Source organism: Mycobacterium sp. UM_WGJ, assembly GCF_000455125.1.
Lineage (GTDB): Bacteria > Actinomycetota > Actinomycetes > Mycobacteriales > Mycobacteriaceae > Mycobacterium.
In genome coordinates, this window is record NZ_AUWR01000030.1 from 1 (window position 1) to 25,042 (window position 25,042).

Below are 25,042 nucleotides of genomic sequence, written 5' to 3' on the forward strand. Positions count from 1 at the left end.
GGGCGAAGCGGGCCACCGGCGAGGGAGGCAGATCCGCCCGACCGTGCCAGCTACTATCGCATGGGTGTCGGCCGACGGCGGAGAAGCCAATTCGGGACGGCGCCGCAGGCGGCGTCGTGGTCGACGCACGTCTGGTCCGAAAATCAACCACGCCGAATCACCGGCCACCGAAGCCAGCCCCAGCCCGAGCGCGACGCCGAGTCGTGCCGCCCAGCGCCGGCCCCGCACCGCGCGGCACGGGCCGGACCGGTTGCGCACCGTGCACGAGACCTCCGCCGGCGGGCTGGTCGTCGATGGCATCGACGGCCCGCGCGAAGAGCAGGTCGCGGCTCTGATCGGCCGGGTCGACCGGCGGGGCCGGATGCTGTGGTCACTGCCCAAAGGACATATCGAAGTCGGCGAGACCGCCGAGCAGACCGCGATCCGCGAGGTCGCCGAAGAAACCGGCGTGCAGGGCAGCGTGCTGGCTGCGCTGGGCAGCATCGACTACTGGTTCGTGACCGACGGTCGCCGGGTGCACAAGACCGTGCACCACTATCTGATGCGGTTCTCCAGTGGAGAGCTGTGCGACGACGACGTCGAGGTCGCCGAGGTGGCGTGGGTGCCGATCCGGGAACTGCCGTCCCGCCTGGCGTACGCGGACGAGCGCCGGTTGGCGCAGGTCGCCGACGAGTTGATCGACCGGTTGCAGGCCGACGGCCCGGCCGCCCTGCCGCCCCTGCCGGTGACCGCACCCTGGCGACGCGAGCAGACGCATTCTCGCGCCCGCCGTACTCGCGCGGGCGAGGACTCGCCGGACCCGAAGAACGGTCGCAGGCTGGACCCGTGACCCGCACGCGACGAAGCGGTGGGGGCCCCTCGCCGAGGCGGTTGGCGGCCCTACCGGCGGTGGTGACCGCCCTCCTGATCACTCTCGGCACGGCACTGGGCGGCGCCGCCCCGCATGTCCCCGCCGGGGAGCCCGATGTGGCGCCGTTCGTACAGATCCGCATCGACCGCGTCACCCCGGAAGTCGTCACCACCTCCAGCGTCCCGCTCGTCACCGTCGCCGGCACGGTGAGCAATGTGGGCGACCGCCCGGTGCGCGATGTGATGGTGCGCCTCGAGCAGGCCGGCGCGGTCGCCTCCTCTGCCGGGCTGCGCACCAACCTCAGCGGCGCCAATGACCAGTACCGCGCGGTCGGCGCGTTCGCCACGGTGGCCGCCGAACTGCAACGCGGGCAGGAAGCCCGCTTCACGCTGGCGGCACCACTGCGCTCAGCGAGCCAACCGGCCTTGAACATTGAGCACCCCGGCATCTATCCGGTGCTGGTCAACGTCAATGGCACGCCCGACTACGGCGAGCCGACCCGGCTGGACGACGCCCGGTTCCTGCTGCCGGTGACCGGCCTGCCCAAACCCGATCCGGACGCCGACCTGTCGACCGGCACCGTCGCACCCGACATCTCCCAACCGGTGCGACTCACCATGTTCTGGCCGCTGGCCGATCGGCCCCGGCTGACACCCGGCGCACCCGGCGGCACCCTGCCGGTTCGGCTCACCGATGACGACCTGGCGACATCGCTGGCCCCGGGCGGGCGCCTCGATGCGCTGCTGTCGGCCGCCGAGTTCGCCACCAGCCCCGCAGTCGACGCCGACGGGGTGGTCAACCAGGCGCTGTGCCTGGCCGTCGACCCCGACCTGGTGGTCACCGTCAACGCGATGACCAACGGTTACGTCGTCGCCGACTCCCCCGAGAGTGCTACCTCGCACCCGGGCACCGGCCGTGACGCAGCCCGGACCTGGCTGGAGCGGCTGCGGCGGCTGGCTCACCACACCTGCGTCACCGCGACCCCCTACGCGCAGGCCGACCTGGATGCGCTCGCGCGGGTGGGCGACGGGAGGCTCGACGAGATCGCGGTACGCAAGCCCGCCGACATCGTCGACCGCATCCTCGAGGTGAGTTCGACCCGTGGTGCGGTCCTGCTCGGCGATGGCCGGCTCACGGCCGGCGCCGCGGACCTGATCAGTGCCCAAAGCTCAGAGGGCCCAACGGTCGTGATCACCGCCGGTGACTGTGCGGCGCAGGACTCGGCGTCCGGCGCCTCGGCCACCGCCGACGTCACCCCACGGCGGGTGTCCCCACAGTTGGTGTCGGTGCCGTACGACCCCGCCGTCGGCGCCGCGCTGGCGGCGATGGGCACCGATCCGGTCGCACCCAGCTACCAGGACACCTCGCTGGCGGTCCGGCTTCGCCACGACTCCGCGCTGGCCCGTCGCCAGGACGCCCTGGGCTCGATGCTGTGGCGCGGACTGGAATTCCCGGAGAGCCCCCGCGCGCCACGCGACGAGATCCTGATGCCGCCGGCGTACTGGAAGCCCCGCGCCGACGACGCGCAGGCCGTGTTGACCACCTTGGCCACCGCGCTGCGCTCCGGGCTGGCCGTGCCCCGGCCGCTGACCGCGGTGATCGCCGAAGCGCGCGACGTGACAGTCCCGCCCGAGCATCCGCTGCCGACCCAACAACCGGCGGGCGGCTTCAGCCCGGACGTCATCGGCGCGGTGGCCAACGACATCGGCAGGCTGACGGGCCTGACCGCGGCGTTGACCACCGACGTCCGCACCGGCCTGACCGGTGACCAGTACACCGCGCCGCTCGCCGAGGGCATGCTGCGCGCACTGACCCAGTCCGAGCCGGTCGATGTCCGCAACGGCCTGGCGACGCAGCGCCTGGCGATCATCGGCGACACCGTCAACGACCTGATTGGCGCGGTCACCATCGTCAACCCCGCCGACTCCTACACGCTGGCCACCGAGCACAGCCCGCTGCCGCTGGCGCTGCGCAACGACCTGGCGGTCCCGATCCGGGTGCGGCTACACGTCGACGCCCCACCGGGGATGACGGTGACCGATGTCGGGGAATTGGAGCTGCCGCCGGGGTTCCTACCGCTGCGAGTCCCGGTCGAGGTGCGGGTCAACCAGCACTTCGTCGTCGACGCCGCGCTGCAGACGCCGGACGGTCTGCCGCTGGGTGAGTCCGTCCGCTTGTCGGTGCACTCCAACGCCTACGGCATGGTGCTGTTCTTGATCACCATGACCGCGGCGGCGGCACTGACGGTGCTGACCGGGCGCCGGCTCTGGCACCGCTTCCGCGGCCAGCCCGACCGCGCCGACCTGCCCGCTCCCCCATCCGGTCCGGGCGGAGAGCGGTGAGCACGCCGGCCCGGCAACCCGCACGCCCCGAGCTGACCGACGCCGCAGTGGTGTCGCGCTCCTGGGGGATGGCGTTGGCGACCCTGGTAAGCCGCATCACCGGGTTCATCCGGGTGGTGCTCTTGGCGGCGATCCTGGGGGCCGCCCTGTCGAGCGCCTTCTCGGTGGCCAACCAGCTGCCGAACCAGATCGCCGCCCTGGTGCTGGAGGCGACGTTCACCGCGATCTTCGTGCCGGTGCTGGCCCGCGCCGAACGCGACGACGCCGACGGCGGTGCCGCGTTCGTACGTCGGCTGGTCACGCTGGCCACCGCCCTGCTGCTGGCCACCACCGTCATCTCGGTGGCGGCGGCACCGATGCTGGTGCGGTTGATGTTGGGCGGCGACCCGCAGGTCAACGAACCGCTGACCATCGCGTTCGCCTATCTGCTGCTGCCCCAGGTGATCTGCTACGGGCTGTCCTCGGTGTTCATGGCAATCCTGAACACCCGCAACATCTTCGGGGCCCCGGCCTGGGCGCCTGTGGTCAACAACGTCGTCGCGATCGCCACCCTGGTGGCCTACCTGCTGGTGCCGGGGGAACTGTCGGTTGACCCGGTGCGGATGGGCAACGCCAAGCTGCTGGTACTGGGCCTGGGCACCACGGCCGGCGTGGTCGCCCAGACCGCCGTCCTGCTGGTGGCGATTCGTCGGGAACGGATCAGCCTGCGCCCGCTGTGGGGAATCGACGACCGGCTCAAGCGATTCGGCACGATGGCCTCGGCGATGGTGCTCTACGTCTTGATCAGCCAGGTGGGCCTGGTGGTGACCAATCAGATCGCCAGCACCGCTGCCGCGTCCGGCCCGGCGATCTACTACTACACCTGGCTGTTGCTGCAGCTGCCGTTCGGCATGATCGGCGTAACGGTGCTGACCGTGGTGATGCCCCGGCTGAGCCGCAACGCCGCCGCCGGCGACGACCCCGCGGTGCTGGCCGATCTGTCCCTGGCCACCCGGCTGATGATGATCACCCTCATTCCGATCGTCGCACTGATGACCCTCGGCGGCCCGGCGATCGGCAGCGCGCTGTTCGCCTACGGCAACTTCGGCAACGTCGACGCGGGATTCCTCGGCGCTGCGGTCGCGATGTCGGCTTTCACGTTGATTCCCTACGCCCTGGTGCTGCTGCAGCTGCGGGTGTTCTACGCCCGGGAACAACCTTGGACGCCCATCGCCATCATCGTGGTGATCACGGCGGTCAAGATCGTCGCGTCGCTGGCAGCCCCGCACCTGACCGACAACCCCGATCTGGTGGCGGCCTACCTCGGTCTGGCCAACGGCTTGGGCTTTCTCGCTGGCGCGATCGTCGGGCACGTGCTGCTGCGGCGCTCACTGCGCCCGGTAGGCGGGCTGGTGGGGCCGGACGTGATCCGCACCGTGCTGGTGACGTTGACGGCGTCGCTGCTGGCCGGGCTGGTCGCCGAGGTGCTGGATCGAGTGCTGGGCCTGGGCACGCTGACCGACCGCGGTGCGGCGGGATCGATGCTGCGCCTGCTAGTGATGACGCTGGTGATGCTGCCGATCATCGGGGCGGTCATGGTGCGCGCCGAGGTGCCCGAGGCGGTTGCCGCGCTGGCCGCGGTGCGTCGAAGAATCGGTGCCGGAGAAGCCCCGATCGGCGTGGCGAACCCGCCTTCTCCCGATACGAGCGTCCCGTACGCTGAGCACAACCGTTTGCCCACAGACGGCGGGGACGTCCCGAACGATCCCGCCGCGCACACGCCGCCGGAGCACATCACCGGTGGCTGGACACCGAAAGGCGCGGAGGTGGCCAACATTCCTTCCGAAGGCACCGGGCCTCGCGCCGCGTCGCGGACCGTTGCTCCGCAGCCGTCTCCGCGGGCGACCGACGCCCCCAAGTCGGCCGGCAACGAGAGCTTGCTGACGCCCGGCCTGAGCATCGCCGGCGGCCGCTACCGGCTGCTGGTACGCCACGGCGGCACCCCGGTGCTGCAGTTCTGGCAGGCGCTGGACACCGCACTGGACCGCCAAGTCGCGTTGACGTTCGTCGATCCGAACCAGACCCTGGCCGATGACCAGCTCACCGGCGTGCTGTCGCGCACCCAGCGGCTCAGCCAGATCAGCCTGCCCGGAATCGCCCGGGTGCTCGACGTGGTGCGTGTCGGTGCGGGCGGCCTGGTGGTCTCTGAATGGGTGCGTGGCGCCTCGCTGCAGGAGGTGGCCGGCACCGCGCCCTCGCCGATCGGTGCCGCCCGCGCGATCCGGTCGTTGGCCACCGCGGCCGAGTCCGCCCACCAAAGTGGCGTGGCGCTATCGATCGACCATCCGGCCCGGGTCCGGGTCAGCATCGACGGCGACGTCACCCTGGCCTTCCCCGCCACGCTGCCGGATACCAAGCCCGAGGACGACATCCGCGGGATCGGCGCCACCTTGTATGCGCTGCTGGTCAACCGGTGGCCGTTGGCCGATGCCGGGGCCGACGTGGGGCTGGAGCCCGCGGACCGCGACGAGGCCGGCAACCCGGTCAAACCCGACGCGATCAACCCGGACATCCCGTTCCAGATCGCCGCGGCGGCCAGCCACGCGATCCAGCCAGACGGCGGGATCCGCGGCGCGTCGACGCTGTCGAACCTGCTGCAGCAGGCCACGGCCCTGCACGAGCAGACCGAGCTGTTGGGGACGGTCGGCGCCGAGGCGCCCGCGCCCCGTCCGGCCCCGGCACCACCGGACGACGAGACGCGGGCCGAGCGGCGCCGCCGGGTGCTGATCGGCCTGGGCATCGGCGGGGCCGTCATCTTGGTCGCGCTGCTGGTGCTGGCTTCGGTGCTGAACCGGATCTTCGGGGACGTCAACGGGCTCGACAAGACCGAGCTGGGGTTGAGCAGTCCTTCGGCGTCGTCGCAGCCGGGCACCACCGGACCCAGCGGCATCGTGAAGCCGGTCCAGGCGACGGTCTTCTCGCCCGGGGGCGAGGCGGACCGGCCGCAGGACGCCGGCCTGGCTATCGACGGCAATCCGGCCACCGCCTGGTCGACGGACACCTACTCCGATCCGGTGCCGTTCCCGAACTTCAAGAACGGCGTCGGGCTGATGCTGCAACTGCCCAAGCCCACGGTGATCGGCACCGTCACCCTCAACGTGTCCAGCACCGGCACCCGGGTGGAGCTGCGCTCTTCTTCGACGCCGAAGCCGTCGCGGCTCGAAGACACCACCTTGCTGGCCCCGGCGAAGTCGCTTCAGCCCGGTTCGAACAAGATCAGCGCCGACTCGGCGGCTCCGACTTCGAACCTGCTGGTGTGGATCTCCACGATGGGCAACACCGCGGGCGAGAGCCGCACCCAGATCTCCGAGATCACCGTGCAGGCGGCTTCCTAGGCGGGTCGCCGTGCCGGCGCAGCGGGCCTGTGCACAGCTCGGTCGGGTGAAGTGCCCACGGGGCCGCCGCTGGTTACTGTCCGCCCATGGGGCACCGGGACCGCAGCGACGCCGAGCTGTTGGCCGCGCACGTCGCCGGTGACCGCTTCGCCTTCGGCGAGCTCTACGGCCGCCACCACCGCCGGCTACACCGGTTGGCCCGGCTCACCACCGGGTGTCCGGAAGACGCCGAGGACGCGCTGCAGGAGGCGATGTTGTCGGCGCATCGGGCGGCGGGATCGTTTCGTTACAACGCCGCGGTCGGCAGCTGGCTGCACCGGATCGTACTCAATGCCTGCTTGGATCGCCTGCGCCGCAACAAGATCTCCTACACCGAACTGCACGTCACGCACGCCGTTGTCGATGATCACACCGCCGCGGTAGAGACGGCGCTGGAAGTGCGCGCCGCGTTGTCCCGGTTGCCCGCCGACCAACGGGCTGCGGTGGTCGCCGTCGACATGCAGGGCTATTCGGTCGCTGATGCCGCCCACGCCTTCGGCGTGGCACCGGGCACCGTCAAGAGTCGCTGCGCCCGCGGTCGCGCTCGGCTGGCCGTCCTGCTCAGACCAGCCGACCACCGGACGCCCGGCGCCGCGGGTGCGCCGGCCGGCGGCCGGATAGCCTTGGCGCCGAAGGGCGGGTTTCCAGGTCGGATCGACGACTGCGCGTGACGACACCAGAGCGAGCGGAAGCGGCAGCATGCCAAGCGATGAAGGCGGCGCACAGTCCCGGGCCCGCACCAGGCCACCGGCGCACTCGAGCCGTCCCCTGCCCCCGTTGCGCCGGATCGCCGCCTGGGCCGGAGGCGCCGCCGCGTTGATCGCTATCGGGGTCGGTACCGCCGCGCTGATCCGGTTCCCCGGCGACACCCCCAGCGGCCCGCGCTCCCTGGACGCCATAACGGTGGCTTCCGCTCCCACCGCGGTGCTGCCGCTGACCGAGCCGGAGATCCTCGAGCTCTTGGACCGTCGCCCCGATTACGGCCCGCTGACCGATCCGGCCCGCCGGACCGGCTGCCTGGCCGGACTGGGCTACCCCGCCTCGACACAGGTGCTCGGCGCCCGCGAGGTCACCATCAACGGTCACCGCGGCGTGGTGCTGCTGCTGCCGGGCACGCCAGAGGGCACGATCATCGCGTTGGCGGTGGCTCCGCACTGCAGTTCCGCCGACACCGGGCTGCTGGCCGACACCACTGTGCGGCGCCCCTAGCCGCCGGCCGGACCCGGCAGTAGCGAACCGGGGAACATCGCCGCCTACGCTGACGTTGCTAGCCCAGTAACCAGATCTCCCGCGCGGAAAGGCCCTCGATGTCTGAGACACCATCCACCCACGATGTGATCATCATCGGTTCCGGCCCGGCCGGGTACACCGCCGCGATCTACGCCGCCCGGGCACAACTGGCCCCGCTGGTCTTCGAGGGGACCGCCTTCGGCGGCGCGCTGATGACCACCACCGAGGTGGAGAACTTCCCCGGCTTCCGCAACGGCATCATGGGCCCTGAGCTGATGGACGAGATGCGCGAGCAGGCGCTGCGCTTCGGCGCTGACCTGCGCATGGAGGACATCGAATCGGTGGAGCTGGACGGGCCGGTCAAGACCGTCGTCACCGCCGACGGCGAGACGCACCGGGCCCGTGCGGTCATCTTGGCCATGGGTGCTGCCGCCCGCTACCTGAACATCCCCGGTGAGCAGGAACTGCTCGGCCGCGGGGTGAGCTCGTGTGCCACCTGCGACGGATTCTTCTTCCGCGACCAGGACATCGCGGTGATCGGCGGCGGCGACTCCGCGATGGAGGAGGCCACCTTCTTGACCCGCTTCGCCCGCAGCGTGACCCTGGTACACCGCCGCGAAGAGTTCCGCGCCTCGAAGATCATGCTCAACCGGGCCCGCGAGAACGACAAGATCCGGTTCCTCACCAACAGCGTGCCGGTGGCCGTGGAGGGTGAGACGACCGTGACCGGGCTGCGGGTGCGCGACACCGAGACCGGCACGGAAACCACCCTGCCGGTGACCGGCGTGTTCGTCGCGATCGGCCACGACCCCCGCTCGGCGCTGGTGCGTGGCGCCGTCGACCTGGACCCGGACGGCTACGTGCTGGTCCAGCAACCGGGGTCACGCACTTCCTTGGAGGGGGTGTTCGCCGCCGGCGACCTGGTGGACCGCACCTACCGGCAGGCGATCACCGCGGCCGGAACCGGCTGCGCGGCCGCCATCGACGCCGAACGCTGGCTGGCAGAATCCGAAGAAGCGGCCGATACCGCCGAAGCCCACGACACCGGTACCCAAACCCTGATGGGAGCACCCCGATGACCGAGCACGCCACCGTGAACGTCTCCGACGCCACCTTCGCCGCCGACGTATTGGCCAGCAGCAAGCCCGTGCTGGTGGACTTCTGGGCGACCTGGTGCGGCCCCTGCAAGATGGTGGCCCCGGTCCTCGAGGAGATCGCCGCCGAGCAGGCTGACCAGCTCACCGTCGCCAAGCTCGACGTGGATGCCAACCCGGACACCGCCCGGGACTTCAACGTGGTGTCGATCCCCACCTTGATCCTGTTCAAGGACGGCCAGCCGGTGAAGCGGATCGTCGGCGCCAAGGGCAAAGCGGCGCTGTTGCGGGAGCTCGCAGACGCGACCTAGCGATTCCGGGCACTGTCCGACGCGCTTGTGAGCCTCGGCTCTCAGGTGCCTTTTATTGCCTCGCCGTTTTCGAAAATTGGCCGGGGATCTGAGACAATTCTGGCTAATCTGCTGGCAACCACCAGCACGGTTCCACTGCCAACAGCGACAACCGGAGGGGCTCAGTAATGTCGGGTCGGCATCGCGGCACCGAGCAGGGCCTGCGTCGTGGCGACCGCAGTGGTGCCGTGGTGGAGATCCGGGCAGCGCTGGCTGCGCTGGGGCTGGTGGACAGCCCAGACGCGGATCTGAGCACTGGCAAACACGTCGCCCTGGACGTCTTCGACGAGGACTTGGACCAGGCGGTGCGGGCCTTTCAGCAGCAGCGGGGCCTACTCGTCGACGGCGTGATCGGCGAGGCCACCTACCGTGCGCTCAAGGAGGCCTCCTACCGACTGGGCGCCCGTATTCTCAACCACCAGTTCGGGGCGCCGATGTACGGCGACGACGTCGCCACCCTGCAGGCGCGCCTGCAGGATCTGGGTTTCTACACCGGTCTGGTCGACGGCTACTTCGGCATCCAGACGCACAACGCGTTGGCGTCCTATCAGCGTGAGTACGGTTTGTACGCCGATGGTATCTGCGGGCCGGAAACGTTGCGCTCCTTGAACTTCCTGGCCTCACGGGTGACCGGCGGTTCGCCGCACGCGATCCGCGAGGAGGAACTGGTACGGCGCTCGGGACCCCGCCTCTCCGGCAAGCGGATCGTCATCGACCCGGGCCGCGGGGGCCGCGACCACGGCCTGATCCTCCAGACTCCGTCGGGACCGATCAGCGAAGCAGACATCTTGTGGGACTTGGCAAGTCGTTTGGAAGGCCGGATGACGGCCATCGGGATGGACACTTTCCTGTCCCGTCCCAGCGGTCGCAGCCCGTCGGACGCCGAGCGCGCCGCGACCGCAAACGCCGTGGGCGCCGACCTGATGATCAGTCTGCGCTGTGCCACCCACGTCAGCCCGGCAGCCAACGGCGTGGCGTCCTTCCACTTCGGCAACTCGCATGGCTCGGTGTCCACCATCGGCCGCAACCTTGCCGACTTTATTCAGCGAGAGATAGTGGCGCGCACCGGATTACAGGACTGTCGGGCGCACGGCCGAACCTGGGATCTGCTGCGGCTGACCCGCATGCCCACCGTCGAGGTCGACGTCGGCTACATCACCAGCCCGCGTGATCGCGGGATGCTGGCCTCTCCCGCCAATCGCGACGCCATCGCCGAAGGAATGCTCGCCGCGGTCAAACGGCTCTATCTGCTCGGCAAGAACGACCGGCCCACCGGGACCTTCACGTTCGCCGAACTGCTGGCCCACGAGCTTTCGGTCGAGCGAACCGGCCATCTCGGCGGCTCCTGACCGCCGGCGGTTCAGCAAGACTCGACGCAGGAGAGACGCCGCTGGGACCGCCGCAAAGACCCGGCGGTTCAGCAAGACTCGACGCAGGAGAGACGCCGCTGGGACGCAATCGCAGAGCCGGACACCGCGGGGGCGCCCACCCCTATCGGTTGCTCCAACCGCGAGCTCTCCAGCAGGCGCTCTAGTGCGGCCTCCACCTCTGCCTTCCACCCCAGGCCCTTGTCGAGTTCCAGGCGCAGCCGCGGGAAATACTGGTGCGGCGCCACCACGGTGAACCCGACGTCGGTCAGGAAATCTGCGGCGATGATGCAATGCTCGACCGAGCAGTCGCCGACCGCCTCCAACACCGGTGCGACGTCAGGCGGGACGGTGCCGAGATCGAGTAGTTCGGAGACCGCAGTCGTGCGGCCGAAGGCCTCGAGCGCGCGTACGCCGCGCCGCATCAGTTCTTCGACTACCCGCGAGATCAGTTCCCGTGGCAGACCGTCGGCCATCGGAGCCGGATCGACCCCGATCGAAGTCAGCAGCACAGCGTCGGCCGAGACCGGCCCGGTGGGAAACCGGTGGGCCCGCGGCACGGCTCGCGGGGGTGCGTAGAGCACATAGCCGAGGCACTGTGGATCCCCGACTCCTCGCGCGGCGGCCGACGGGGTGGCGACCTGGCCGCAGGTCCCCCACTCCAGCATCACCATCGACAGCCAAGCTTCCTTTTCGAACTCCGGGTCCGAGAGGTGATCGTCGCCGCCGAGGGTGGCTGGATCGACCTCCCAGAAGACACAGCGGCGCGCGTGCTTGGGAAGCTGCTCGAAGCCCTCGAGCTTCAGGGGTGCGATTCGGACAGACACTGGACTCCCGGTCTCAACCCGTGCTGCCGCCGACGACGGCCCCTTAAGAATAGGAGGGTCGAGGCGCCGGATGCCACCCTCGGTGCCATTCGGTGGGTCGGTTCCTCCGAAAAATGAAAGCTGCTGTTAATCAACATGTTTCAGCACTCCCGCCGGGGCCGGGTCACCGTACCGTCACAGTGACGTAACGGCCGTGTGGCCCTGGACCTGGGCGAACAACGCCTCAGGAGGTTGTCGAGTCCATCATCGCGACGATGCGCTGCAAATCGTCGACAGAGCCGAACTCGACCACGATCTTGCCTTTGCGCTTGCCGAGACTGACCGTCACGCGGGTGTCGAAGGTGGTCGACAACCGCTCTGCGACGTCCTGCAGACCGGGCATCTGGATCGGCTTACGCCGCGGCGCGACCGGTGTCGGGGTGCCCCCTCGGTTGGCCAGGGTGACCGCTTCCTCGGTGGCTCGCACCGACAGTCCCTCGGCCACGATCCGCGCCGCCAGCTCCTCCTGGGCCTCCGATCCGGCCTCCAGCGACAGCAGGGCACGGGCATGGCCGGCCGATAACACGCCGGCGGCGACCCTGCGCTGCACGGCAATCGGCAGGCGCAGCAACCGGATCATGTTGGTCACCAATGGACGAGAGCGACCGATGCGGGTGGCCAGTTCGTCGTGGGTCACCCCGAACTCGTCCAGCAGTTGCTGGTAGGCGGCCGCCTCTTCCAACGGGTTCAGCTGTACCCGGTGGATGTTCTCCAGCAGCGCATCGCGCAACAGGTTGTCGTCCTCGGTCTCCCGCACGATCGCCGGGATGGTCTCCAGGCCGGCCTGCTGGGAAGCCCGCCAACGCCGCTCCCCCATGACCAACTGGTATCGCGACGAACCGGGTACGGCACGCACCACGATGGGCTGCATGAGCCCGAACTCCCGGATCGAGTGCACCAGCTCGGCCAGCGCCTCGTCGTCGAAAACCTGCCGGGGCTGGCGCGGGTTGGGATCGATGTCGGCCGGCCTGATCTCCCGGTACACCGCGCCCACGTCGGCGGTGGGCGCAGGGGCGGCCGCGCTGCTACCGCCACCGAGAACGACATCCGCAGCGGCATCCCCCATGCGCGGGCCCAAGCCGGCACGACGGTCACCCGGGCCCTCGTTCCCCTCGCCGGGTCCCGTCGGGATCAGCGAGGCCAGGCCGCGGCCCAAGCCGCCCTTCTTACGCGACGGTCCGGTCATCTGGGGCGCTCCTGTTCTTCTCCGGGTCGTCGTACATCGGCGGTCACTGCTGTCCCCCACCGTCGGCCAGGTCTCGCTCGACGAGCTCCCGGCTGGCATCGAGGTAGCTCATCGCCCCGCGCGAACCTGGGTCGTAGTCGATGATCGTCATGCTGTAGCCAGGCGCCTCCGACACCTTGACGCTGCGCGGGATCACCGTCCGCAGTACCCGGTCACCGAAGTAGCGCCGGACCTCGTCGGCGACTTGATCGGCCAGCTTGGTGCGCCCGTCATACATCGTCAGCAGCACCGTGGTGACCTCCAGCCGCGGGTTGAGGTGCGCCTTGACCATCTCGATGTTGCGCATCAACTGGGACACGCCCTCCAGGGCGTAGTACTCGCACTGGATCGGAATCAGCACCTCCGGTGCGGCAACCAACGCGTTGACCGTCAGCAGTCCGAGTGAGGGCGGGCAGTCGATGAAGACGTAGTCGAAGTCGAAGTCGTCCAAGTCTGCCAGCGCATTACGCAGCCGGTTCTCCCGCGCCACCATGCTCACCAATTCGATCTCGGCGCCGGCCAGATCGATGGTGGCGGGAATGCAGTACAGCCGTTCGTTGTGCGGGCTCTGCTGTAGCGCTTCGGTCACCGGGATCGCCCCGATCAACACTTCGTACGACGACGGGGTGCCCGATTTGCGGTCGGCGATACCTAAGGCGGTGCTCGCGTTGCCCTGCGGATCGAGATCGATCACCAGGGTCTTGATGCCCTGCACCGCGAGGGCGGCGGCGAGGTTGACCGCGGTGGTGGTCTTGCCGACGCCGCCCTTCTGATTGGCCACGGTGAAGACGCGGCGGCGGGTGGGGCGGGGCAACCGGTTGTTGGTGTGCAGCACTTGCATTGCGCGCTCGGCCGCCGCTCCGATCGGGGTGTCGACAAAGTCCGACGATGTTTCACGTGAAACCGAGCCCGACGATGTTTCACGTGAAACAGCCGCAGCGGACGCTGCGGACTTCGCGGCCGACGACCGTGGCGTAACGCCCGGGGGGACTGCTCTACTCATGCCTGCCTCCTGCTCGACCGTCGTGCCGTGCTGCTCGCCGCCCGAGCGCGTGCGCGCTTCACCGCGGGGTCTCCCCGCAGCGCCAGCACCACGGTCGCGGGCGGGGTCAAATAGTCCACGCCACATCTCACCACCCTTACCTCGTTGGCGCCTAGTCTGGCCATCACAGCGCGATGCTCATCAACCTCGGCCTGCGCCCGCTCCCCCTTCATCGCCAGCATCCGGCCGCCCGTTCGTAGCAGCGGCAGGCTCCACCGGCCGATCTTGTCCAGGCTTGCCACGGCACGCGACGTGACGGCATCGCAGCCGCCGGCCGTGTCCCGCACGACAGCATCTTCGGCACGGCCACGCAACACCTCCACCCCCGCGAGGCCCAGTTCCGCGACCGCCTCATGCAGGAACTCGCTGCGGCGCAGCAGTGGCTCCACGAGGATCATCGATACATCCGGGCGGACGATCGCCAGGGGTATTCCCGGCAGGCCGGCCCCACTACCGATGTCCGCCACCCGCTCGCCGGGCTCCAGCAGTTCGGCGACTGCAGCACAGTTGAGCAGGTGCCGCTCCCAGAGCCGTTCGACTTCTCGGGGGCCGATCAGGCCACGCTCTACACCGGGTCCGGCCAACAAGGCCGCGTAGCAGCGAGCCATGGGAAGGCGGTCGCCGAATACTTCCGTCGCCTCCGGGGGTGGCTCGGGTGCCGGTGCTCCCTCGACATGTTTCACGTGAAACATTCCTCCGGCTTCCCGGGAACGGACCGTGGCGGGGAATCACACTGTTGTGATTCCCCCCGCTGAGTCTTGGTCAGTCCCGCCGTACCACTACGCGGCGTGACGGCTCGACGCCCTGGCTCTCACTGTGCACACCGGCGACGGCGGCCACCGCATCGTGGACGATCTTACGTTCGAACGGGCTCATCGGGGCCAGTTCCTCGTCGGCACCGCTTTCCAGCACCCGCCGGGCCACCTCGTCGCCCAGCGCGGTCAAGTCGTCGCGCCGCCGACGGCGCCACCCGGCGATGTCGAGCATCAACCGGCTGCGTTCGCCCGTCTTCTGGTGCACCGCCAAACGGGTCAGCTCCTGCAGCGCATCGAGCACCTCGCCCTTGCGGCCGACCAGCTTGGTCAGGTCCGTGCCGCCGTCGATGCTCACCACCGCGCGGCGGCCCTCGACATCGAGGTCGATGTCGCCGTCGAAGTCCAGCAGGTCGAGCAACTCCTCCAAGTAGTCGCCGGCGATCTCGCCCTCGGCAACCAGTCGGTCTTCCAGGTCCACCGCGGGGGCGGCTTGGTTCTCCTGGGCCTCGCCCTCGGAGGCCACGGGCTCGCGCTCCGTGGTCCCGGCGTCGTTCATGTCAGTCGTGTCGGTCATGTCGTCTCCCTCCGTGCCCGGCGGCTCGCGCGCCGGCTGGCTTGTCGCGGTTACGTCACCGCTTACGTTTCTTCGGCTTCGCCCCGGCGCCCGGCCGGCCGCCGCGGGCAGCGGGCCGATTCGGGTTCCGCTTGGTGGCCTCAGGGTTCCCGGCCTCACCGGCCTCCGCCTCGATCGCGCCCGCCTCCTCGGCGGCAGCATCGGTATCCCCGGCTGCATCGGTTGCGACCGCTCGGCTACCCCGCTTGGGCTTAACCCCGGGGGCCGGCGCGTTGGCCGCGCGGCGCCGCAGCGCCTCTTCCTTCTTGTCCTCTTCCTCCTTGGCGATCAGCCCGAACACGTAGTGCTGCTGGCCGAAGGTCCAGATGTTGTTGGAGAACCAGTACAGGATGATCGCCAGCGGCAGGAACGGCCCACCGACCACCACGCCCAGCGGGAAGACGTAGAGCGCCAGCTTGTTCATCATCGCGGTCTGCGGGTTGGCGGCGGCCTCAGGACTCTGCCGCGCTACCGACGCCCGGCTGTTGAAGTACGTCGCGATACCGGCCGCGATCATGATCGGCACCCCGACCACGATCACCGACAGCCGGTTGAACTCGGTGAAGGCGTCCAGCCCGGTGCGTTGGATCATGGTCGCGCCCAGCGGGGCACCGAACAGATTCGCGTCCAGGAAGTTTCCGACGTCGGCCGCGCTGAAGAAGTAGTTGCCCAGCTGCCGGTTCAGATCGGGCGACAGGCCAAGCTGACCGATCCCGGTACTGGTCCGGTTGAACGACCGCAGCACGTGGAACAGCCCCAGGAAGACGGGAACCTGCGCGAGCATCGGCAAACACCCCAGGATCGGGTTGAAGCCGTGTTCCCGCTGGAGCTTCTGCATCTCCAGCGCCATCTTCTGGCGGTCCTTGCCGTACTTCTTCTGCAACGCCTTGATCTGCGGCTGCAGCTCCTGCATCTGCCGGGTGGTCCGGATCTGCTTAACGAACGGCTTGTACAGCAGCGCCCGCAGAGTGAACACCAGGAACACCACCGACAGCGCCCAGGTGAAGAAGCTCGCGGGTCCCAGGAGGAGGCCAAAAGCCTTGTACCACAACCACATAATGCCCGACACCGGGTAGTACACGTAGTCCAGGCTGCCCGGATCAAAGGACACGGTATTCACCCTCCGCTCGATTGCCCGAGTTGTTCTCGGACGGGCAGCCGCAGTCAGCAGCCCCCTGGGACCGTTCGGGAATCGGGTCCCATCCGCCTTGATGCCACGGTCCGCACTTGGCCAGCCGTAGCGCCGCCAACCAGCTGCCCCGGATCAACCCGTACTCGGTCAATGCCTCGACCGCGTACTGGCTACAGGTCGGCATGAAGCGGCAGCTGGGCAGACGCAGTGGCGAGATCATGTTCCGATAGAGCTCGATGACGAAGATCAACCCGCGTACCGGTGCTACCGCGACCGCGTGCATCAGCGCACCGCCCCCGCACCCCGGCGGATCGACCGCAGTCCTGTCCGCAACTGAGCGCTGAGCTTGTCCGAGCTCGCGCCGTTGCTGCCGGGCAGCGCCCGAATCACGAGTTGCTCTCGCGGTTCCAGGTCGGCCAACACGCCGCGGGCCACATGGCGCAGTCGCCGAGCCACCCGATGTCGGTCGACAGCAGTACCGACCGACTTGGCAATGATCAGACCTACCCGCGGCGGAGTTCTCGTCGCGCCGTCGGACGCCGACTCTTCGGACGAGTCCGTCCGTTGGTCGACTGCGACCCGGCTGTACACGATGACGTCCGGCTGCACCGCCCTTCGGCCATGCTTGACCGTTGCACCGAAGTCGGCCGATCGTCTCATCCGGTATTGAGCCGGGAGCACCGCCGAGCTGCCTGTGCTCAGGCGGTCAGCGAGCGTCGGCCCTTGCTGCGCCGGGCGGTGACGATGGCACGGCCGGCACGGGTACGCATCCGCAGCCGGAACCCGTGCACGCGGGCCCGACGACGGTTGTTGGGCTGGAAGGTCCGCTTGCCCTTGGCCACGGCACACTCTCCTTATTGCATCTTGCGTCGCATAAGCCCGACACACCGGAAGCCCGTTGTGCCTGTCGCACGCGACGCACTCGGTAAGCTCGGTGAACTTCTGCGTCTTGCTGTCTTGCTCGTAACCGGCGCGGGCTCCGGCCTTTAGGCCGGTCGCAGCCGTATCGCCAACGTTCGGGCGACTGTTCGAGGGTACTGATGCACGTTCGCCGGGTCAAACCCCGGTGTAGTTGCCGCACTGCACGCTACCCATCGGCCTACGAAATCGACCCACTATTCACACTGTTCACACCCGTATCGGTCCCGCTAACGACCTTCGTTTTCATTCGCTTCATCTCGCTGAAATGAGTAGTCGTCTAGGCAGAAACCTGTTAGCTTCCTTGCCAGCGCCGTTTCGGAACCGGAGCGGTTTCTCGACCACGAACCGAAGATCACGAAGCGGCTGGCGCTTCAGATATGGCGTCTTTTGTCTGGAGTATCCGTTGCTGAGCACCCGGCCCGGAGGGCCTCATCGCGGAATGCGCACCTCATCCACATCTGTGGATAAGTGTGTGGATAGCATGTCCCCTGACGGCACGCGTGCGCTGCGGTGCCAGGCCGGACGGCGTCGAACCAGGGGGATGGGGCTGTGAATGAGGACCCCGGCACTGCGTTCCTCGGTCTCTGGGACGAGGTAGTCGCCGAACTCAACGGCGAATCCGCGGGAGCCAACGGCGACGCGCCAGCCCTGACTCCCCAGCAGAAGGCCTGGCTCAAGCTAGTCCACCCGCTGGCCATCGTCGAGGGCTTCGCGCTGTTGGCGGTCCCGAGCAGTTTCGTCCAGAACGAGATCGAACGGCATCTGCGGACCCAGATCACCGATGCGCTCAGCCGGCGCCTCGGCCACGCCATCGAACTCGGCGTTCGGATCTCACCGCAGGTCGCTGAAGACCCGCCCGCCACTTCCAGCGCCGACACCGGTGTAGAGGTGCGCGTCGAGGACGAAGACGACGAGACCACCGACGTCGAATACGACTGGCCCAACTACTTCACCGAGCGGCCCAGTGAGGACTCGCCGACCGCCGACGGTGCAAGCCTCAACCGGCGCTACACCTTTGACACCTTCGTCATCGGCACCTCCAACCGGTTCGCCCACGCCGCCGCACTGGCCATCGCCGAAGCACCGGCTCGCGCTTACAACCCGCTCTTTATATGGGGTGAGTCCGGTCTGGGTAAGACCCACCTGCTGCATGCGGCCGGCAACTACACCCAGCGGCTCTTCCCCGGGATGCGCGTCAAGTACGTCTCCACTGAAGAGTTCACCAACGACTTCATCAACTCTCTTCGCGACGACCGCAAGGTGGCGTTCAAGCGGAGCTATCGCGACATCGATGTGCTACTGGTCGATGACATCCAGTTCATCGAGGGTAAGGAAGGTATCCAGGAAGAGTTCTTCCATACCTTCAACACGCTGCACAACGCCAACAAGCAGATCGTGATCACTTCCGATCGGTCGCCGAAACAGCTTGCCACCCTTGAGGATCGGCTTCGAACTCGTTTCGAGTGGGGCTTGATCACCGATGTTCAGCCGCCGGATCTAGAGACCAGGATCGCCATTCTGCGCAAGAAGGCGCAGATGGAACGCCTCGATGTGCCGGCCGATGTGCTGGAGCTCATCGCCACCAGCATCGAACGCAACATCCGCGAACTCGAGGGCGCGCTCATCCGCGTAACCGCATTCGCCTCACTCAACAAGACCCCGATCGACCGGGCGTTGGCCGAGATCGTGCTGCGTGACCTGATCGCCGACGCCAGCACTATGCAGATCAGCGCCGCGATCATCATGGCGGTCATCGCCGAATACTTCGACACCTCCGTCGAGGAACTACGCGGGCCCGGCAAGACACGGCCGCTGGCGCAGTCCCGCCAGATCGCCATGTATCTGTGCCGGGAGCTGACCGACCTGTCGCTGCCCAAGATCGGCCAGGCATTCGGTCGCGACCACACCACGGTGATGTATGCCGAGCGCAAGATCCGCGGCGAGATGGCCGAACGTCGCGAGGTCTTCGATCAAGTCAAAGAGCTCACCACCCGGATCCGGCAGCGCGCCAAGCGCTGATTCCCGGCTCGGAAGTCCGTCCTTCTTGCAAAAAACTTTGGACCCACTCGTACCACCCGTCACGGCTGGACCCTGTGGATACCGCTGCGGACAACCTGTCCACGATCCGGTGGCGAATCGTCAGTCGATCCACACCACCTGCTTCATACACAGCCGCGCCGGCCGGTCCGGGCGTGTCATGCACTGTTCTTCCCCAGCCCCGTGCCCCCGCTCAGCAGCGACGATGCCACGTTGTGCCCAGCATCCACAGGACTTACTACTAATACTGGGAGTTATCCCTCGATTCTTTTTAAAAGCAGGTCGTTGGGGATTCGGGTCAACCGAGCCTGTTCACAACCCGCCTGCCTGGTCCCCGTCCAAGGCCATGTGGGGCCGCTCGGTGTTGAGGTTTAACTTTCAAGAAGGCCGTCCAGGCTCTACGGTTGGTGACCGACCGCTCCTACACTTCGGCGTGGGGCGTTACACGGCCGCGGGTGGGGAGGTTCACCAGTCGCCGCAGGGTAGAGCTCGATATCGGGGTGACGAGAGGACGTTATGGACGCGGCGACCACGAACGCGGGTCTGACCGACTTGAAGTTCCGCCTGGACCGGGACGACTTCGCTGACGCGGTGGCGTGGGTGGCCAAGTCGCTGCCGGCCCGGCCCACGGTGCCCCTGTTGGCCGGAGTGCTGCTGACGGGTTCCGACAACGGTCTGACCGTGTCCGGATTCGATTACGAAGTCTCCGCCGAGGTTCAGCTTGCTGCTGAGATCGCTTCTCCGGGAAGCGTTTTGGTATCCGGTCGACTGCTCTCGGATATTACCCGGGCATTGCCGGCCAAGCCGGTCGAAGTCCAGGTCGAATCCACTCGGGTCTCGTTGACCTGTGGGAATTCACGATTCTCGCTGCCGACCATGACGGTCGAGGATTACCCCACTCTGCCGACTCTGCCCGACGAAACTGGCGTGCTGTCCTCGGATGTGTTCGCCGAGGCCATCAGCCAGGTGGCGGTGGCCGCCGGCCGTGACGACACGCTGCCCATGTTGACCGGCATACGTGTCGAAATCTCGGGTAACACAGTGGTTTTGGCTGCCACAGATCGTTTCCGCCTGGCTGTCCGAGAGCTGAGTTGGTCTGCCGCACCAGGTACCGAAGCTGCGGTATTGGTCCCGGCGAAGACCCTCGCTGAAGCGGCCAAGGCCAGCAGCGACGGCAACGAGGTGCATCTGGCTCTGGGCGCTGGGGCTTCAGTCGGCAATGAGGGCCTGCTGGGCATCACCAGCGCTGGAAAGCGCAGCACCACTCGACTGTTGGATGCCGAATTCCCGAAATTCCGGCAACTGCTGCCCAGCGAGCATCTTGCCGTCGCCACGATCGGTGTCGCTGAGCTCACCGAGGCGATCAAACGTGTGGCATTGGTGGCCGACCGGGGCGCCCAGGTGCGCATGGAGTTGTCCGAGGGCACTCTGCGACTGTCGGCCGGTGCCGAAGACGTCGGTCGTGCCGAGGAGGATCTGCCGATCGACTTCGTCGGGGAGCCGTTGACCATCGCGTTCAACCCGACCTACCTCACGGATGGGTTGGGATCGCTGCACAGCGAGAAGGTGTCGATGGGTTTCACCGATCCGAAGAAGCCGGCGGTGCTGCGCCCCGCCAGCGCAGAAGACCCGGCGCTGATCGGTGATGGTCCGTTCCCGGCGGTGCCGTCGGATTACGTCTACCTGTTGATGCCGGTTCGCCTGCCCGGCTAAATCGGCGCAGCAGCGACGACGGGAGGGGTTGGTTTCTCGGTGTATGTCCGCCACGTGGGCCTGCGGGATTTCCGGTCCTGGGCGCACGTCGATCTGGAACTGGAGCCCGGCGCGACGGTGCTGGTCGGACCGAACGGCTTCGGTAAAACCAATCTTGTTGAGGCACTGTGGTATTCGTCCACTTTGGGATCACACCGGGTGGCCACGGACGCGCCACTTATTCGCTCGGGTGCCACCCGCGCCGTGGTTTCGACAATCGTGGTCAATGAGGGCCGCGAACTCGCCGTCGATCTGGAGATCGCCGCAGGCCGGGCCAACAAGGTGCGCCTGAACCGCGCACCGGTGCGGCACGCCCGCGAAGTCGTAGGGGTACTGCGTGCGGTGTTGTTCGCCCCCGAAGACCTGGCGCTGGTGCGCGGTGATCCCGGCGAGCGCCGCCGTTACCTCGACGAATTGGCCAGTGTGCGCCGTCCGCGGATCGCGGGCGTGCGCGCCGACTACGCTCACGTGCTGCGACAGCGCACAGCGCTGCTCAAAAGTGCCCCGGGCGCACTGCACCGCGGTGACCGTTCGGTGCTCGACACCCTCGATGTGTGGGATTCCCAATTGGCGTTGCACGGCGCCGAGCTGATGGCCGCCCGTATCGACCTGGTCAATCAGTTGGCGCCGGAAGTCGAGAAGGCTTATCAACTGCTGGCGCCGGGCACCAGAACCGCCGCCGTGGCCTATCGACCGAAACTCGAGATCCCCGCCGGTATCGAGAACCAGGGCGCGGCCGAACTTCAAGAAGCCCTGATTGCGGAGTTGACCCGCCGCCGCGGTGCGGAATTGGACCGCGGGATATGCCTGGTCGGCCCGCACCGCGACGAGTTGGAGTTGCAGCTCGGCGACCGGCCGGTGAAAGGGTTTGCCAGCCACGGCGAGTCATGGTCGATGGCGCTGGCGCTGCGACTGGCTTCCTATGAACTGCTCCGCAGCGAAGGCGCCGAGCCTGTGCTGTTGCTCGACGACGTCTTCGCTGAACTGGACGCCGCCCGGCGCCGGGCGCTGGCCGGCGTCGCGGCGTCCGCCGAGCAGGTCTTGATCACCGCCGCCGTGCCCGACGACATCCCCGCCGACTGGCAGGCCCGCCACATTCGTATCGCGGTCACCGAAGGTGACGAGGGCAGGGTGTCGGAATTGATGGACGATGCCTCGTGACCGACTTCGAGGACTCGCACGACGAACCGGTGCTGCAGCCACCGGCGCACCTGGCCGGCCTGGCCGGCATGGACCTCGTCCGCCGCACCCTGGCCGAAGCGCGCGAAGCCGCTCGCAGCCAGGGCAAGGACGTCGGGCAAGGCCGCCGGGCGCCGTTGCGCCGCCGTACCCCGGGCACCGGCGGCGGTCGCCGCAGCTGGTCGGGGCCGGGACCGGATCGTCGCGATCCCCAGAGCCTGGGCGCGGCAACCCGCGACCTGGCGCAGTCTCGGGGCTGGTCTGCCCAGGTGGCCGAGGGCACGGTGCTGGGTCAATGGCGCTCGGTGGTCGGTGACGACATCGCCTCGCACGCAACACCGACCCGGCTCTCCGACGGGGTGCTCAGCGTGGCGGCTGAATCGACCGCCTGGGCCACCCAGTTACGCCTGGTCCAAGCCCAATTGCTGGCCAAGATCGCCGCCGCCGTCGGTGACGGCGTGGTCAAGACGCTGAAGATCACCGGCCCGACGGCCCCGTCCTGGCGCAAAGGGCCGTTACACGTCTCCGGTCGGGGCCCGCGCGATACCTACGGTTGAGTCGCCGCCGGAATCCGGCGCCTGTGTGGCGCTACGAGCAGGAAAATCGTTCCGGCCAGCGGCCGGACACGAGGCAAACCGCGATATCGACGCCACGGCGCAATCAGGTAGGCAGAAACACCACAAGAAAATGCTCGCCGTCGGGGCCTCAAGGTAGACTGGCTCAGTATCCCGCGCATGCACCCGAGTGCTGCGTCGAATGCTGACTTGCGAACCTGAGGAGAGCTCCCCGACCGTGGCTGCCCAAAACAAATATGGTGCCGATTCGATCAAGGTTCTCGAAGGCCTCGAAGCAGTCCGTAAAAGACCCGGTATGTACATCGGCTCCACCGGTGAACGCGGTCTCCACCACCTGATCTGGGAGGTTGTCGACAACGCGGTCGACGAGGCCATGGCCGGGTTCGCCTCGCAGGTGACCGTGCGCATCCTCGAAGACGGTGGCGTCGAGGTGACCGACGACGGTCGAGGTATCCCGGTCGCCATGCACGCCACCGGCATCCCGACCGTCGATGTGGTCATGACCGTGCTGCACGCCGGCGGAAAGTTCGAAGAGGGCGCCTACAGCGTCTCCGGCGGTCTGCACGGCGTCGGCGTCTCGGTGGTCAACGCGCTGTCCACCCGACTGGAGGCCGACATCTGCGTCGACGGCTACCAGTGGTTCCAGTCCTACGACAAATCCGTTCCCGGGACCCTGCGCAAGGGCGAGAAGACCAAGAAGACCGGCACCACCATCCGGTTCTGGGCCGACCCGGACATCTTCGAAACCACCACCTATGACTTCGAGACTGTGGCGCGGCGCCTGCAGGAGATGGCATTCCTCAACAAGGGCCTGACCATCGACCTCACCGATGAGCGGGTGCGCGTCGAAGAGGTCGTCGACGAGGTTGTCAGCGACACCGCCGAAGCACCCAAGACCGCGGAGGAACAGGCCGCCGAGGCCGTAGCTCCACACAAGGTCAAGCACCGCGTCTTCTGCTACCCCGGCGGTCTGCGCGATTTCGTCGCGCACATCAACCGCAGCAAGACCGCGATCCACCCGACCATCGTCGACTTCGACGGCAAGGGAACCGGACATGAAGTCGAGATTGCCATGCAGTGGAACGGCGGATACTCCGAGTCGGTGCACACCTTCGCCAACACCATCAACACCGCCGAGGGCGGCACTCACGAAGAGGGTTTCCGGTCGGCATTGACCAGCGTGGTCAACAAATACGCCAAGGACAAGAAGCTGCTCAAGGACAAGGACCCAAACCTCACCGGTGACGACATCCGCGAGGGCTTGGCCGCTGTCATCTCCGTGAAGGTGTCCCAGCCGCAGTTCGAGGGCCAGACCAAGACCAAGCTGGGCAACACCGAGGTCAAGTCGTTCGTGCAGAAAGTCTGCAATGAGCAGCTGGGCCACTGGTTCGAGGCCAACCCCGCCGAAGCCAAGACCATCATCAACAAGGCGGTCTCTTCGGCGCAGGCCCGCATGGCCGCCCGCAAAGCCCGAGAATTGGTGCGGCGCAAGAGCGCAACGGATCTGGGCGGCCTGCCCGGAAAGCTGGCCGACTGCCGCTCGAATGACCCGAGTAAGTCCGAACTGTATGTGGTGGAGGGTGATTCGGCCGGCGGCTCGGCGAAGAGCGGCCGCGACTCGATGTTCCAGGCGATCCTGCCGCTGCGCGGCAAGATCATCAACGTCGAGAAGGCGCGCATCGATCGCGTCCTGAAGAACAACGAGGTCCAGGCCATCATCACCGCACTGGGCACCGGTATTCACGACGAATTCGACATCTCCAAACTGCGCTACCACAAGATCGTGCTGATGGCCGACGCCGACGTCGACGGCCAGCACATCTCAACGCTGCTGCTCACCCTGTTGTTCCGTTTCATGCGGCCGCTGGTGGAGCACGGGCACGTGTTCTTGGCGCAGCCACCGCTGTACAAGCTCAAGTGGCAGCGCGGTAACGACGCCGAATTCGCCTACTCCGACCGCGAACGTGATGGCCTGCTGGAAGCCGGCAAGGCCGCCGGCAAGAAGATCAACATGGATGACGGCATTCAGCGGTACAAGGGCCTCGGTGAGATGGATGCCAAGGAGCTGTGGGAGACCACGATGGATCCCAGTGTGCGGGTGCTGCGCCAGATCACGCTCGACGACGCGGCCGCCGCGGACGAGTTGTTCTCGATCCTGATGGGCGAGGACGTTGAGGCCCGCCGCAGCTTCATCACGCGCAACGCGAAAGACGTTCGCTTCTTGGACGTTTAGAGATGTATTGCGACGTCGAACCGACCTTGACGTGACATCGCGACATCTGACCGGACGGACTTCTTC

The 25,042-nt window shown here is 67.6% G+C and carries 22 protein-coding genes; 13 read left to right on the plus strand and 9 right to left on the minus strand.

What is annotated here, in order from left to right; genetic code table 11:
- Positions 1-64: 64 nt before the first annotated feature.
- The 8 genes from N416_RS0110570 to N416_RS0110605 all read left to right on the plus strand — a co-directional run bounded on the left by N416_RS0110570 (position 65) and on the right by N416_RS0110605 (position 10,628).
- Positions 65-829 carry an NUDIX hydrolase gene (locus N416_RS0110570; protein WP_196805127.1) on the plus strand — a complete coding sequence of 255 codons (765 nt, stop codon included), beginning with the start codon at positions 65-67 and terminating at the stop codon, positions 827-829.
- Complete coding sequence (locus N416_RS0110575; RefSeq protein ID WP_051190236.1) at positions 826-3,192, plus strand: hypothetical protein; 2,367 nt, start codon at positions 826-828, stop codon at positions 3,190-3,192. The genes N416_RS0110570 and N416_RS0110575 overlap by 4 nt, the downstream gene beginning before the upstream one ends.
- Positions 3,168-6,566, plus strand: a complete 3,399-nt coding sequence (gene murJ, locus N416_RS0110580; protein ID WP_024442079.1) for a murein biosynthesis integral membrane protein MurJ — start codon at positions 3,168-3,170, stop codon at positions 6,564-6,566. Before N416_RS0110575 ends, murJ begins: the two co-directional genes overlap by 25 nt.
- Before the next feature lie 86 nt (positions 6,567-6,652).
- Positions 6,653-7,276 carry an RNA polymerase sigma factor SigM gene (sigM, locus tag N416_RS0110585; protein ID WP_024442080.1) on the plus strand — a complete coding sequence of 208 codons (624 nt, stop codon included), beginning with the start codon at positions 6,653-6,655 and terminating at the stop codon, positions 7,274-7,276.
- A 28-nt stretch (positions 7,277-7,304) separates the two neighbouring features.
- Complete coding sequence (locus N416_RS0110590; protein ID WP_024442081.1) at positions 7,305-7,814, plus strand: hypothetical protein; 510 nt, start codon at positions 7,305-7,307, stop codon at positions 7,812-7,814.
- Positions 7,815-7,912: 98 nt separating this feature from the next.
- Positions 7,913-8,914, plus strand: a complete 1,002-nt coding sequence (gene trxB, locus N416_RS0110595) for a thioredoxin-disulfide reductase (protein WP_024442082.1) — start codon at positions 7,913-7,915, stop codon at positions 8,912-8,914.
- Positions 8,911-9,240: a thioredoxin gene (gene trxA, locus N416_RS0110600; protein ID WP_024442083.1), complete on the plus strand. Its 330-nt coding sequence runs from the start codon at positions 8,911-8,913 to the stop codon at positions 9,238-9,240. Before trxB ends, trxA begins: the two co-directional genes overlap by 4 nt.
- 167 nt (positions 9,241-9,407) lie before the next feature.
- On the plus strand, positions 9,408-10,628 hold the full coding sequence (locus tag N416_RS0110605; RefSeq protein WP_024442084.1) for an N-acetylmuramoyl-L-alanine amidase: 1,221 nt from the start codon (positions 9,408-9,410) through the stop codon (positions 10,626-10,628).
- Positions 10,629-10,696: 68 nt separating this feature from the next.
- On the opposite strand, the gene N416_RS0110610 is transcribed toward N416_RS0110605, so the two are convergent.
- The 9 genes from N416_RS0110610 to rpmH all read right to left on the minus strand — a co-directional run bounded on the left by N416_RS0110610 (position 10,697) and on the right by rpmH (position 17,121).
- Complete coding sequence (locus N416_RS0110610; protein WP_024442085.1) at positions 10,697-11,473, minus strand: hypothetical protein; 777 nt, start codon at positions 11,471-11,473, stop codon at positions 10,697-10,699.
- 223 nt (positions 11,474-11,696) lie between these two features.
- A complete protein-coding gene (locus tag N416_RS0110615; protein ID WP_024442086.1) occupies positions 11,697-12,698 on the minus strand; it encodes a ParB/RepB/Spo0J family partition protein in 1,002 nt (333 codons plus the stop codon).
- A 43-nt stretch (positions 12,699-12,741) separates the two neighbouring features.
- Complete coding sequence (locus N416_RS0110620; RefSeq protein ID WP_081654529.1) at positions 12,742-13,740, minus strand: ParA family protein; 999 nt, start codon at positions 13,738-13,740, stop codon at positions 12,742-12,744.
- Positions 13,737-14,462 carry a 16S rRNA (guanine(527)-N(7))-methyltransferase RsmG gene (gene rsmG, locus N416_RS0110625; protein WP_369797595.1) on the minus strand — a complete coding sequence of 242 codons (726 nt, stop codon included), beginning with the start codon at positions 14,460-14,462 and terminating at the stop codon, positions 13,737-13,739. The genes N416_RS0110620 and rsmG overlap by 4 nt, the downstream gene beginning before the upstream one ends.
- Before the next feature lie 79 nt (positions 14,463-14,541).
- Positions 14,542-15,090 carry a R3H domain-containing nucleic acid-binding protein gene (locus N416_RS0110630; RefSeq protein WP_196805130.1) on the minus strand — a complete coding sequence of 183 codons (549 nt, stop codon included), beginning with the start codon at positions 15,088-15,090 and terminating at the stop codon, positions 14,542-14,544.
- Positions 15,091-15,163: 73 nt separating this feature from the next.
- Positions 15,164-16,204 (minus strand): membrane protein insertase YidC, encoded by a 1,041-nt coding sequence (gene yidC / locus N416_RS0110635; protein ID WP_231384164.1) that lies wholly within the window; start codon positions 16,202-16,204, stop codon positions 15,164-15,166.
- Between the two features lie 43 nt (positions 16,205-16,247).
- On the minus strand, positions 16,248-16,562 hold the full coding sequence (gene yidD / locus N416_RS0110640; RefSeq protein ID WP_036457680.1) for a membrane protein insertion efficiency factor YidD: 315 nt from the start codon (positions 16,560-16,562) through the stop codon (positions 16,248-16,250).
- Positions 16,562-16,960 (minus strand): ribonuclease P protein component, encoded by a 399-nt coding sequence (gene rnpA, locus N416_RS0110645; RefSeq protein ID WP_024442092.1) that lies wholly within the window; start codon positions 16,958-16,960, stop codon positions 16,562-16,564. Before rnpA ends, yidD begins: the two co-directional genes overlap by 1 nt.
- A 17-nt stretch (positions 16,961-16,977) precedes the next feature.
- The gene (gene rpmH / locus N416_RS0110650) at positions 16,978-17,121 is read right to left on the minus strand and encodes a 50S ribosomal protein L34 (protein ID WP_024442093.1); all 144 of its coding nucleotides are present in this window, start codon (positions 17,119-17,121) and stop codon (positions 16,978-16,980) included.
- Between the two features lie 628 nt (positions 17,122-17,749).
- Between rpmH and dnaA the strand changes: the two genes are divergently transcribed.
- The 5 genes from dnaA to gyrB all read left to right on the plus strand — a co-directional run bounded on the left by dnaA (position 17,750) and on the right by gyrB (position 24,976).
- The gene (dnaA, locus tag N416_RS0110655; protein WP_024442094.1) at positions 17,750-19,219 is read left to right on the plus strand and encodes a chromosomal replication initiator protein DnaA; all 1,470 of its coding nucleotides are present in this window, start codon (positions 17,750-17,752) and stop codon (positions 19,217-19,219) included.
- Between the two features lie 534 nt (positions 19,220-19,753).
- Complete coding sequence (dnaN, locus tag N416_RS0110660) at positions 19,754-20,950, plus strand: DNA polymerase III subunit beta (protein WP_024442095.1); 1,197 nt, start codon at positions 19,754-19,756, stop codon at positions 20,948-20,950.
- A 39-nt stretch (positions 20,951-20,989) separates the two neighbouring features.
- Positions 20,990-22,150, plus strand: coding sequence for a DNA replication/repair protein RecF (recF, locus tag N416_RS0110665; RefSeq protein WP_024442096.1), 1,161 nt, complete (start codon positions 20,990-20,992; stop codon positions 22,148-22,150).
- Positions 22,147-22,725, plus strand: coding sequence for a DUF721 family protein (locus N416_RS0110670; protein WP_024442097.1), 579 nt, complete (start codon positions 22,147-22,149; stop codon positions 22,723-22,725). Before recF ends, N416_RS0110670 begins: the two co-directional genes overlap by 4 nt.
- Before the next feature lie 199 nt (positions 22,726-22,924).
- Positions 22,925-24,976: a DNA topoisomerase (ATP-hydrolyzing) subunit B gene (gene gyrB / locus N416_RS0110675; RefSeq protein WP_125079025.1), complete on the plus strand. Its 2,052-nt coding sequence runs from the start codon at positions 22,925-22,927 to the stop codon at positions 24,974-24,976.
- Positions 24,977-25,042: the final 66 nt, after the last annotated feature.